Origin of the sequence: Paraglaciecola sp., from assembly GCF_039942875.1 — a bacterium.
In the GTDB taxonomy this organism is placed as follows: Bacteria; Pseudomonadota; Gammaproteobacteria; order Enterobacterales; family Alteromonadaceae; genus Paraglaciecola.
Window position 1 is genome coordinate 26,562 of sequence record NZ_JBDVBQ010000009.1, and the last position, 13,049, is coordinate 39,610.

Annotated in this window: 9 protein-coding genes; 6 read left to right on the top strand and 3 right to left on the bottom strand. The window is 39.4% G+C overall.

Annotation, left to right across the window (positions count from 1 at the left end):
- Positions 1–48: 48 nt before the first annotated feature.
- A complete protein-coding gene (gyrA, locus tag ABJE44_RS02320) occupies positions 49–2,736 on the bottom strand; it encodes a DNA topoisomerase (ATP-hydrolyzing) subunit A (RefSeq protein WP_348113358.1) in 2,688 nt (895 codons plus the stop codon).
- 283 nt (positions 2,737–3,019) lie between these two features.
- Here gyrA and ubiG point away from each other — a divergent pair, with 283 nt between their 5' ends.
- The 6 genes from ubiG (at position 3,020) to ABJE44_RS02350 (ending at position 9,600) form a co-directional block, all read left to right on the top strand.
- Complete coding sequence (ubiG, locus tag ABJE44_RS02325) at positions 3,020–3,736, top strand: bifunctional 2-polyprenyl-6-hydroxyphenol methylase/3-demethylubiquinol 3-O-methyltransferase UbiG (protein ID WP_348113360.1); 717 nt, start codon at positions 3,020–3,022, stop codon at positions 3,734–3,736.
- Positions 3,737–4,393, top strand: a complete 657-nt coding sequence (locus tag ABJE44_RS02330; protein WP_348113362.1) for an HAD-IA family hydrolase — start codon at positions 3,737–3,739, stop codon at positions 4,391–4,393.
- A 456-nt stretch (positions 4,394–4,849) separates the two neighbouring features.
- Positions 4,850–7,165: a class 1a ribonucleoside-diphosphate reductase subunit alpha gene (gene nrdA, locus ABJE44_RS02335; protein ID WP_348113364.1), complete on the top strand. Its 2,316-nt coding sequence runs from the start codon at positions 4,850–4,852 to the stop codon at positions 7,163–7,165.
- Positions 7,166–7,230: 65 nt separating this feature from the next.
- Positions 7,231–8,361 carry a class Ia ribonucleoside-diphosphate reductase subunit beta gene (gene nrdB / locus ABJE44_RS02340; protein WP_348113365.1) on the top strand — a complete coding sequence of 377 codons (1,131 nt, stop codon included), beginning with the start codon at positions 7,231–7,233 and terminating at the stop codon, positions 8,359–8,361.
- Positions 8,362–8,631 carry a class I ribonucleotide reductase maintenance protein YfaE gene (yfaE, locus tag ABJE44_RS02345; protein ID WP_348113366.1) on the top strand — a complete coding sequence of 90 codons (270 nt, stop codon included), beginning with the start codon at positions 8,362–8,364 and terminating at the stop codon, positions 8,629–8,631.
- Positions 8,632–8,703: 72 nt separating this feature from the next.
- Positions 8,704–9,600 (top strand): EamA family transporter, encoded by an 897-nt coding sequence (locus ABJE44_RS02350; protein ID WP_348113367.1) that lies wholly within the window; start codon positions 8,704–8,706, stop codon positions 9,598–9,600.
- On the opposite strand, the gene ABJE44_RS02355 is transcribed toward ABJE44_RS02350, so the two are convergent.
- Both ABJE44_RS02355 and ABJE44_RS02360 read right to left on the bottom strand, forming a co-directional pair.
- A complete protein-coding gene (locus ABJE44_RS02355) occupies positions 9,597–11,912 on the bottom strand; it encodes an alpha-L-rhamnosidase C-terminal domain-containing protein (RefSeq protein WP_348113368.1) in 2,316 nt (771 codons plus the stop codon). The genes ABJE44_RS02350 and ABJE44_RS02355 overlap by 4 nt on opposite strands.
- A 54-nt stretch (positions 11,913–11,966) precedes the next feature.
- On the bottom strand, positions 11,967–13,049 hold the full coding sequence (locus ABJE44_RS02360) for a Gfo/Idh/MocA family oxidoreductase (protein ID WP_348113369.1): 1,083 nt from the start codon (positions 13,047–13,049) through the stop codon (positions 11,967–11,969).

The following is a 13,049-nucleotide window of genomic DNA, read 5'->3' on the forward strand; positions in this document are numbered from 1 at the left end:
ATTAATTAGTAATTTTCCATATTTTTCAATATAAAAAATTAGACTCTATTATTCGTCTTCGTTAGGTGCTGCTGAATCATCAACAGCATCTGTTGAACTAGCTTCGGTGACTTCTGCGTCGGCACCTTCAACTAATTCAACTTCTAGCTCTTCGATTTCGTCAATACGCTGTAAGCCAACAACGTGTTCACCTTCAATAGTGCGAATTAATCTAACACCTTGAGTGTTACGACCAACGGTTGAAACTTCTTCAACACGAGTTCGAACTAGTGTGCCTTGGTCACTAATCAGCATAATTTCATCAGAATCATTAACCTGTACTGCACCCACTACTTTACCGTTTCGCTCAGAGACTTTTATTGAAACCACGCCTTGAGTCGCACGACTTTTAGCAGGGTAATCTGCAACAGGCGTACGTTTACCGAAGCCATTCTCTGTAGCTGTCAAAATTGCACCGTCACCTTTTGGTACAATCAAGGACACAACTTTCTGACCTTCTTGTAAACGAATACCACGAACGCCTGTGGCCGTTCTACCCATTGGACGTAATGCAAGTAACTCTTCTCCAGACTCTGGATCAAGCTTCACTGCACCGGTTTCTGAATCACGTTGTTTCTCGTTAAAGCGTACCACTTTACCCGCATCAGAGAACAACATAATGTCGTCTTCACCGTGGGTGATATCCACCCCGATAAGCTCATCGCCATCATTTAAGTTAACAGCAATTATACCGTTAGCTCTTGGACGAGAGTATGAAGTAAGTGCGGTTTTCTTAACGGTACCGTTAGCGGTTGCCATCAACACATATTTACCTTCTTCGAACTCTTGAATTGGTAAAATAGCAGTAATACGCTCACCTTCTTCCAACGGTAATATGTTTACAATTGGGCGACCTCGAGCGTTACGGCTCGCTAAAGGTAATTGATATACTTTTAACCAATACAAACGACCACGGGTAGAGAAACATAAAATATGATCATGGGTATTAGCCACTAATAGCTTTTCAATGAAATCTTCATCTTTCATCTTGGTTGCAGATTTACCGCGGCCACCACGACGTTGAGATTCATAGTCATTTAGTTTTTGATACTTAACATAACCTTCACGAGATAAGGTAACGACCACTTCTTCTCGTTCAATTAAATCTTCGATGTCTATATCATGCGAGGCAGCTGTAATTTCAGTACGGCGAGCATCGCCGTATTCATCACGCACTTTCTCTAGTTCTTCACGAATAACTTCCATTAATCGCTCTGGGCTACTCAAAATGTGTAATAACTCAGCAATGACTTCAAGTAACTCTTTGTATTCTGACAATATTTTGTCGTGCTCTAAACCGGTAAGCTTGTTCAAACGCAAGTCTAATATTGCTTGGGCTTGTTGCTCGGTTAGATAATATTGTCCATCACGAATACCATATTGAGGCTCTAGCCAATCAGGTCTAGCGGCGTCATTTCCAGCACGCTCAAGCATTTCTGCTACATCACCTAACGACCAACCTTGGGCAGTTAACGAAACTTTTGCATCTGCAGGGCTTTTAGATGCCTTGATTAACGCAATAATTGGATCAATGTTGACCAATGCAATCGCTAAACCTTCAAGAATATGAGCGCGCTCACGGGCCTTCTTAAGTTCAAATACCGTGCGTCTGGTAACAACTTCACGTCTATGTAAAACAAATGCTTTTAGGATATCTAATAGGTTGAAAATTCTTGGTTGGGTTTTATCCAGCGCCACCATATTGATACCAAACACAGTTTGCATTTGGGTTTGAGAATAAAGGTGATTCAACAGCACTTCAGCTGATTCGTTACGCTTAACTTCAACCACAATACGCATACCGTCTTTATCAGACTCGTCACGTAAAGCAGAAATGCCTTCTATTTTTTTCTCTTTAACTAAATCCGCAATTTTTTCAATTAAGCGAGCTTTGTTAACTTGATAAGGTATTTCATGAACAATAATGGTTTCTTTACCATTATCTTCTGTTTCTATTTCTGCCCGGGCACGCATATATATTTTGCCACGACCAGTGCGATAAGCTTCTTCTATACCTTTTCTACCACTTATAAATGCAGCAGTTGGGAAATCAGGACCAGGTATATGCTCGATTAACTCTTCAATAGTAAGCTGAGGATTGTCTATTAACGCGATACAACCATTTACCACTTCAGTTAAGTTGTGAGGCGGTATATTTGTCGCCATGCCCACAGCAATACCTGAAGAACCATTTACCAATAAATTAGGTACTCTGGTTGGTAATACTTCTGGGATAAATTCTGTCCCGTCGTAGTTAGCAACAAAATCAACGGTTTCTTTTTCGAGATCAGCTAGTAATTCATGAGCAATTTTTGCCATACGAATTTCCGTATAACGCATTGCTGCCGCTGAATCACCATCAACAGAACCAAAGTTACCTTGACCGTCGACCAACATATATCGGAGAGAAAAAGGCTGCGCCATACGAACTATTGTGTCATATACCGCAGAATCACCGTGTGGATGATACTTACCAATTACGTCCCCTACTACACGAGCAGACTTTTTATAAGGTTTATTGAAATCATTTTTTAATTCGTTCATAGCAAATAAAACCCGGCGATGTACCGGTTTTAAGCCATCTCGAACATCAGGCAGCGCCCTGCCAACAATAACGCTCATCGCATAATCGAGATAAGAGTTTTTAAGTTCTTCTTCAATATTAATAGGAAGAATTTCTTGGGCGTGATCAGTCATATACAGCCTTGTCCCTAGTCGTTAGTATTAGAATGTGTAAGAAGCATATTTCTGATAACTTTTGTTAGGCTAGGACTTAACATTGTTACTACCTTTACCATGCTTTTTAACACTGAATCGTTTTTCATATTGAACAAGTTATCCTACCACCTACAGATGAAAATAAATAGCCAGATGTAGCTCATATAGTGTGCAATTGGACCTCAAAACCTCATATAGACGATTTTATTTGATAAGATACTGGTATAAGCTAAACACCAAATAATAAACACAAACGCCATACATGACCCAAAATCAAAATGTTGACCCAGTTGAAATCCAAAAATTCTCAGATTTAGCATCGAGATGGTGGGACCTCTCTGGAGAGTTCAAACCCTTACATCAAATTAACCCTTTAAGAACGGATTACATCAATCAACACAGTTTAGGTTTACAGGAAAAAAAGGTAGTAGATGTAGGATGTGGAGGCGGTATTTTAGCTGAGAGCATGGCTAAGCACGGTGCAGATGTCACCGGAATTGACATGGGAGAAGCGCCACTAGAGGTTGCTCGGCTACATGGTTTAGAGTCGGGGTTAAATGTTGACTACCAACAAATCACTGCAGAAGAGTTTGCAGATAAACACCCTGCTACATTTGACGTCGTAACATGTATGGAAATGTTAGAACACGTACCCGACCCCAGCTCTGTCGTAAAAGCCTGTTATAAAATGGTCAAGCCTGGTGGTCATGTGTTTTTTTCTACCTTAAATAGAAATATTAAATCTTACCTTATGGCCATTGTTGGAGCCGAGTATATTTTAGGGCTTGTACCTAAAGGCACTCATCAGCATGATAAATTCATAAAACCCTCTGAATTAATGTCATGGATTGATGACACCCAACTACAAGTACAACGAATGATTGGTTTGCATATTAACCCTTTCACTCAAGAATATTACCTGTCTCAACAGAATGTTGACGTCAACTACATCATTCATTGCCAAAACGAGCCTAGCTAAATGCTGACAAAACCCAATGCCATGTTGTTTGATTTAGACGGTACCTTGTTAGAAACAGCCAAAGACCTAGGTAATGCCCTAAACCATGTTTTACTAGCAAAGGAACGTCCTTTAGTCACCTACGAGCAATATAGAAATATTGCATCCGACGGCGCCAAAGGCATGTTAGAACTGGGGTTTGGTGAAGAGTTAGAGTCTTTAGATTTTGAAAGTTTACGTCAGCAATTTTTAACTCATTACGAGAATAATATCTGTGTCGATACAATTTTTTTTGAAGGGATAGAAACCTTACTTAATGAACTTAATCAACAATCTATTCCTTGGGGTATAGTCACCAACAAACCAGAATTTTTAACTCAAAAATTAATCCAGTTTTTTCCGTTATTGCAAGCGTGCAAAGTTGTAATCAGTGGCGACAGTTTGCCCGAAAGAAAGCCTCATCCAAAACCTTTACTTTATGCTCAAGAACAATTGGAAATTCAATCTCCGAACACTTGGTATATTGGAGATGCGCAACGTGATATTGAAGCCGCAAATGCTGCTAACATGACTAGTGTTGTCGCAGAATATGGTTACCTGCCAAGCATTCAAGAAAGCCACAACTGGTTAGCAGATATTCATATTCGTCAACCATTGGATTTACTTGCTTTTTTATGAAAACACGACCTTAGTCTAACTTTACAAAACACGACATATAGTGGTAGATGTTGCAAGCACCCCCTATATATCGATAAATAATAAAATCGTGTTTTTTAAATCAAAAAAGTTTTAATAAAAAAAATATTACCAAATTATTCCTTGCATTCTTTTTACACGCAACTCAAAAGGAGGTTTTAGGTGAGTCACTACTAACCTTTTTTTCAATGCACCATCAGTGACCATAAAACCACCATATATTGGGTTGCAATCATCCTAAAACCTCACTATCTTGTGGTCTGTTCATAACTCAATACCTATGTATAAAATTTATGGTATTAATCCAGTTACTTTACAAAGTATGAACACATCAAAACATAGAGAATAAACATACGAGTCAGCACAAATAGCTGTTACCTCGAGCAATACACTGTCATCTCTACTACTTACAATTATAAGTTACGGCTAAACATAAATATGAATAACAATTTATACGTCACTAAGCGTACTGGCGAACGTGAAATCATTGACTTGGAAAAAATCCATAAAGTGATTGAATGGGCAGCCAAAGGATTAAATAACGTCTCTGTCTCACAAGTTGAAATAAAAGCGCATATTCAATTTTACGACGGAATTAAAACTGCCGATATTCATGAAACCCTAATTCGTTCAGCCGCCGATCTTATTTCGACAGATTGCCCTGATTACCAATACCTTGCCGCACGGTTAGCCATATTTCATTTACGTAAAAAAGCCTACGGTTGTTTTGAGCCACCTAAATTGTACGACCATATAAAAACTATGGTTGCTAAAGGCAAATACGATGAACATTTATTAGAAGATTACAGCGAAGCTGAATTTGCAGAGATGAATGAATACCTCGACCATTGGCGAGATATGAATTTCAGTTATGCTGCAGTAAAACAGCTTGAAGGTAAATACTTAGTTCAAAACCGGGTAACCGGTGAGATATATGAAAGTGCCCAGTTCTTGTATATTTTAGTCGCCGCTTGTTTATTCGCTAACTACGAAAAAGACACTCGCATGGACTATATCAAGCGTTTTTATGATGCCACGTCTAAGTTCAAAATCTCTTTACCTACTCCTATTATGGCAGGTGTAAGAACCCCTACCCGCCAATTTAGCTCATGTGTACTAATTGAGGCTGGTGACAGCTTAGATTCAATTAATGCCACTTCAAGTGCTATTGTAAAATACGTAAGTCAACGTGCAGGAATTGGTGTAAATGCTGGACGTATTCGAGCATTAGGTAGTCCAATTCGTGGAGGTGAAGCCTTTCATACTGGTTGCATTCCATTTTACAAACACTTTCAAACGGCTGTTAAAAGCTGTTCACAAGGTGGAGTTCGTGGTGGTGCCGCTACTTTGTTTTATCCTCTATGGCATTTAGAGATTGAATCACTTCTAGTATTAAAAAATAACAGAGGTGTAGAAGAAAACCGCGTACGCCACTTAGATTACGGTGTTCAGTTCAATAAATTGATGTATACACGTCTGATAAAAGATCAACACATCACCTTATTTAGCCCCTCTGATACTCCTGGGTTGTATGACGCATTTTTCGCTGACCAAGATGAATTTGAACGTTTATACGTACAATACGAACAAGACGACAGTATCCGTAAAGAGCAAATCAAAGCCATTGAGTTGTTCAGCTTATTTATGCAAGAGCGAGCCAGTACTGGACGTATTTATCTACAAAACGTAGATCACTGTAATACTCACAGTCCATTTAACCCTAAGTTAGCACCAGTGCGTCAAAGTAACTTATGTTTAGAAATTGCTTTACCTACTAAACCTTTACAACATGTAAATGATGAAAATGGTGAAATTGCACTTTGTACATTATCAGCATTTAACCTAGGTGCGATTGAAAGCCTAGACGAGTTTGCAGAACTGTCTGACTTAGCGGTACGTGCACTTGATAACTTATTAGATTACCAAGACTATCCTGTACCAGCAGCCTATAACGCAACTATGGGCAGGCGTACACTCGGTATAGGCGTGATTAACTTTGCTTATTACCTAGCGAAGAATGGCGTTAAATATTCAGACGGCAGCGCGAATGGTTTAGTACATAAAACCTTTGAAGCCATGCAATATAACCTGATGAAAGCCTCATGTAATCTGGCCAAAGAAAAAGGTGCGAGTCCTAAATTTGACGAAACGACTTATTTCCAAGGGTTAATGCCTACCGATACTTATAAAAAGGACTTAGATAAAGTATGTGATGAACCATTACATTGCGACTGGGATGCCTTAAGAGCAGACATCAAGCAATATGGTCTACGCAATAGTACATTATCAGCCTTAATGCCTTCAGAAACCTCTTCACAAATATCTAACGCCACTAACGGAATTGAACCTCCACGAGGTCATATTAGCGTTAAATCAAGTAAAGATGGGGTGTTAAAGCAGGTTGTACCTGAATACGAAAGATTAAAAGATAAATACGAATTGCTATGGGATTTACCTTCTAATGATGGTTACTTAGAGCTAACTGGCATCATGCAAAAGTTTGTTGATCAAACTATTTCTGCTAACACCAGTTACGACCCTAATAAGTACGAAGGCGGAAAAGTTCCTATGAAATTACTGCTTAAAGACTTATTAACCAGCTACAAGCTAGGCGTTAAAACCCTTTATTATCACAACACCCGTGACGGTGCAGATGACTCAACTCAGCAAGAACTGGCTGGTCAAAAGTTTGTACCTCAAGAGGTTGTGGTAGAAGAAGATGACGACTGTGCTGGCGGCGCATGTAAGATCTAAATTCGATTAGCTGCCTCGGCAGCTTTTTTCTGAGCAGTTTGAATAATAAATGGCAACAAGACTTAATGAAATATACAACTTTTAATCAAATTAATAATAACCCACTAACAGAGCCAATGTTTTTCGGTAACCCGGTCAACGTAGCTCGTTATGATCAACAAAAACATCAAATTTTTGAAAAGTTGATAGAAAAGCAAATAAGCTTTTTTTGGCGCCCTGAAGAAGTTGACGTGAGTAAAGATAGAGTTGATTTTCAAAAGTTAAGTGACTCAGAAAAGCACATTTTTATTTCTAATCTAAAATATCAAACGCTACTTGATTCCATACAAGGTAGAAGCCCAAACATTGCGTTTCTGCCGATTATCTCTATCCCAGAATTAGAAACTTGGGTAGAAACCTGGTCCTTTTTTGAAACGATTCATTCACGTTCTTATACTCATATTTTGCGTAACCTTTTTGGTGACCCAAGTAGTATATTCAACGATATAGTCGAGAACGAAGAGATCAAAAAGCGGGCTGCAGATATTTCAAAATATTATGACGATCTAATTTTTGCTACCCAGCTTTGGCAAACTCTAGGTGAAGGAGTTCATACAGTCAAAGGTGTTACGCACACTATTACCATGCGTGAATTAAAGAAAAAGTTATACCTATGCATGAACTCAGTTAATGCCCTTGAAGCTATTCGCTTTTATGTTTCTTTTGCTTGTACTTTTGCGTTTGCAGAAAGAGAGCTAATGGAAGGCAATTCTAAAATCATTCGCTTAATAGCTAGAGATGAAAACTTACACCTTACCTCTACTCAGCATGTCATTAATTTGTGGGCAAAAGGCAAAGATGATCCAGAAATGGCCGAAATTGCAGAAGAATGTAAAGAAGAAGCCACGGAAATATTTCTTAACGCTGTTGAGCAAGAAAAAGAATGGGCTGCATTTTTATTTCAACATGGCTCTATGATTGGTTTGAATAAAGAAATTTTATGCCAGTATGTTGAGTTTATTGCAAACCACAGAATGTCGGCAATAGGCTTAGGGCAACCATTTGATGTCAAAAGTAACCCTTTACCTTGGATGAATAACTATCTAAGTTCAGACAACGTACAAGTAGCACCACAAGAATCAGAAATCAGCTCTTATTTAGTGGGGCAAATCGACTCAGAAGTCAGTGCTGAAGATTTTGGTGACTTTGATTTATAAATGAGTAAAAATAAAAGCAGCTTTATTGTTGATATTAAAAACCATAAAACTGTTCAACATCAACCTAATAAAAGCTTATTAGAAACCATTGAAATACATAACATTGAAATACAATATCATTGCCGTGAAGGGTATTGTGGGGCCTGTCGTACGAAACTTCTTAAGGGTGAAGTAGAGTATCAAACTGATCCCTTAGCCTTTATTGATGATAATGAAATTCTACCCTGTTGTTGTTTTCCTTTAAGCTCGATTGAAATTGAAATTGACTAAGTCCTAGAATTCACGGCACCGGCTTACATGTAGTGACTTACTTGTAAAAGCCCTTTAATTTAAGGACATACCATGACACCTAAAGACTTACTTCTTGCCGTCTTTATAATAGTAGTTTGGGGTGTCAACTTTGTTGTCATCGCTTGGGGGCTAGAAGGCATGCCGCCTCTATTAATGGGCGGTCTACGCTTTTTGCTAGTTGCCTCTGTTGGCTCATTATTCTTTAAACGTCCTAATACCCCCATTAAGTGGTGGTTTGCCTATGCATTACCTATTAGCTTTTTACAGTTTGCATTTTTATTTTCAGCACTGGCTTTTGGCATGCCAGCGGGCTTAGCCTCTCTAGTACTTCAATCTCAAGCATTATTTACCTTAGTTTTTGCCAGTTTTCTATTACACGAAAACATTAAATCACATCAAATTCTAGCACTCGTCATTGCCGCTTTAGGCTTATCACTCATCGCCATAAGCCAAGATAACCAAAACATGACGGCCATAGGTTTTGCTCTTACCTTAGCGGGTGCCGCAGGTTGGGCCTTAGGTAATATTAGCGCCAGAAAAATTAGCCAAAAAGGTTACACATCAAATGTAAACTTGGTTATCTGGAGTGCGTGGATCCCCCCTAGCCCTTTCTTTATTTTTAGTTACTTTTTTGAAGGTCCAGAAGTCATTTATCAAACATTAACTAATTTTAGTATGCAATCTTGGTGGGCATTAGTTTATTTGGCCGCTGTTGCAACTATTATGGGATATGGACTTTGGGGGTATTTATTAGGGCGTTACCCAGCAGCACAAATAGCCCCTCTCACACTTGGTGTGCCACTCGTTGGCTTAACAGCTGCTTCGTTACTCCTTAGTGAAGAAATAACCACTCCTCAATGGCTTGGTATTTCATTAGTTCTATTAGGTTTAATAACCAACCTAGTCGGTGGAAAATTAATTAAAAAACGCGCCACCAAACTAACCTAGTACACCTCAATAATATATTTACCAGATACTAGGGGAATAAGTTTACGTTTTTCTCCCATGAGCATGCTCTGCATTTTAGGAGCATATAGCTCTCCATTAACGTTAAACTGATTAAACATGGCAGGAAGCCATAATTGTGCTTTTGTGTTGGCTGGCACTTCAATTTGCAATGTCCATTTCAACAGCTCTTGTTCATAACTTACTTTTAACTCAGTGTGAATAGGGCCTTGTATCGTAGGTGTTTTTAACTTTACATCTGAGAGTGTAGCGGGTTGCGGCACGATACGAAATTCTTTAAAGCCTGACTCAATCGGCTCTATCCCCATTAAGCGTCGAGGAATAACATTAGCAGGAGCGCTTCCCCATGCATGATTCCACGTAAGGTTAGGCTTATAATGCTCATCCCATGCCTCAGTCGTCATGGTCGATCCCACCCTTAACATGTTTAACCAACTGCGTTTTTTATCAGAAGTCATTAAAGACAACGCATATTCAGCTTCACCGGCTCGATATAAACCATCTAACAAATGCTGCGCACCATATACACTTGCAGCCATACCTCGGCTTTTGACAAACTCAGTAACAGATGAAATATACTCTTCAGGGACTAGACCAAACGCTAAGGGAAACATATTGGCATGTAATGACGCATGCTTTGTTCCAATACCATCAACAAAATGCCCTTTTTCTTTATCAAACATATGAGCCAGCATACTTGCCTTAACGATACTTGCTTGCTGCTTAAACCATGCTTGATCGCTTGTATTACCTACTACTTCAGCAATATCAGACATGATGTTTAGTACATTAAAATGAAACGCATTAACTACAGTATTGTAATCAGTAAAAACGTAACCGTCTCGCTCTCCTTCGGGTGTAGGCCCTGCATTTCTAGCTTGATTTTTGCCCGCTTCAGTACCTTTAGGCCAATCAACAATATCTCTAAATTTATTACCGTCGTAATGTAAGCGGTTTAATAAGTCTTGGGTTAGCTTATCAGTTTTAGAGCTAATCAATCCATCTTCTCTGGCCAGCTCGTGTAGAGTCTTAGCCTTTAGGTCAGTATAATAATCGACTAAGAAGTCACTGTTACCACTATACATATAGTCTTGCCATGCAATCATCAACATGTGCATATGCCACTCTGTTGGCCAAGACGCATGGTGTAGTAAGAATTTAGCGGTATAACGCGCCACACTATATTCTCTGTCTACATTGTAATGTCCTAATTGCTGTATATAAGCATCCGCTTCATAAGGCATACGCTCACGATTTCCATCAGCATAAACCCCTAAGAATGGTGTTGCTTTTAATGTGTACTTACTTAGATCCCACACTTTATTTAACGCATCACTGTTACTCGTAAAAGATGATGCCTCATCATCAAAAGGATAATACAGCGCATATTGAGTGACAGCATCAATCACTACACCTGTATTTGGAAGGATAATCTCGGCAAACCTAAAGGGTAAGACTTCTGGATAAAAAGGCGCTAACTTTTGGTGATGAGGAGACTTTGAATGGTTAGCTGGAATTTGTGTTTGATACTCGTGGGTGCCTTTTTTAATAGACAAGCTTAGCTTTTCATAACCAATAAATGAGTGCCCAGGATGTTTATTGATTAAACCATCATCAGACAAACGCTCACCTAAAAACACGGTTAACTCTGCATCTTTTGTAGCGGTAATTGTTACTTTTAAAGTAGAAAACGCCGCTTTTTCAAATTCTGCCAAATAAATGTTAGGTTTTACTTCAGCCATACTAATAGGAAGAATATCTTCGAATATTGCGGTTTGTCTGTCTTCCGATACCCATTGCTTATCGGTTAACTCAACCCATTGGCTTTCTCGTGGCCACAATTCACTTCTCATGTCATGATTGGTCTCACCCATATTGAATTGTTGCCCCTGACTGTACTGGCTTAGCTCCCCGTCAGTGGTCCATATTCTTACTTTCCAATAATATGATGTATTTGCTTGCAGAGGTGCTCCGGCATATTCAATATCTAGGTTTGACGCCCCATCAACCTTTCCGCTATCCCACATATTTGCATTATCTTGAGCGAGTAACACTTGACTACTCGCTACGAGTATCTGAAATGCCTGCTGGTCTTGCCCCTCTTGACCTAGCATCCAAGAAAACTCCGGCGCCTCGTCGGTGACGACCGCTTTTTCTGGCCAACGTAACAGTTCAGTCAACAAACCTTTAGGTGCGGTGACTAACTCTTCAGAAGTAACCGTAGACATGGATGACGGACTGGGTGAACAAGATAAGAAAATAACAATGAAAAACAAATAAACTACTGCACGCATAATACAATTTCTCTCATGATTGAAGTTTTACTAAAGACTAAAAATAATAACGATTTAACCGACTTTATTTGCCAAGTTTTGCGCCTGCATACTTAGCTCTGCAGCCTTAAAGGTATGGGCTTGTGTCATGGCGTTTTCTGTCCTGTTAATCACATCTAGAATTAGCCGCCCGAAAAATGGAAAACCACTTTTTCCTGAACAGTCAATTTCTTGCTCGGTATTACTGTTGGTTAAAAACAATTTAGAAGCTGGCGCTTGACGAGCTACATCATTATATTTTCGGCATTCAATACTGCCTTCGGTACCTAATATAAAGATACGGCCATCCCCCCAAGTTGCTTGTCCATCTGGCGTAAACCAATCGACTCGAGCATAAAAAGATGCACCGTTATCACCTGTCATTGATACTTCACCGAAATCTTCTAGTCCTTCTTTATCGGGGTTATTCATGTTGCTAGCACGAGCAAAATTTATATTGGCGCTCGTCGCACCAGAATACGTAAGAAACTGCTCGACTTGATGGGAGCCGATGTCTGTTAATATTCCTCCGTAGGCTTCTTTGTTAAAAAACCAATCTGGTCGAGTATTTTTAGACAAACGGTGCGGGGCCAAAGTAATCACTTGTAATACGCGACCAATAGCACCTGCGGCTATTAATTCACCAGCTTGCCATGCTGCCTCATTATGTAAACGTTCGGCGTAATATACTGCATACTTTTGTTTAGTCTTTGCCGCGATATCTTTAACCTGTTGCAGTTGTTCAATAGTGGTAAAGGGAGATTTATCCGTAAAATAGTCTTTACCTGCCTCCATAACTTGAATACCGATATTCGCTCTTAGATTTGGCACTGCTGCGCTGGCAACCAGTTGCGTTTGATTATCTTGCAGAATTTGTTCAAAAGAAGTCGCAACTTCAACCTGTGGAAACTTATCGCAAAAATCAGATAAGCGTTTTGCATCAGTATCGTATACATATTTAAGAGTCGCCCCTGCTTGCACTAAGCCGTTGGTTTGGGCATAAATATGACCGTGATCTAAAAACGCTACAGAAAAAAAGAACTGTCCTTGCTCGACTACTGTTTCAACGCGCCCTTCAGGGCTATAATTTGCTCCGTCTTTGATATTTTTCTCCGTCAT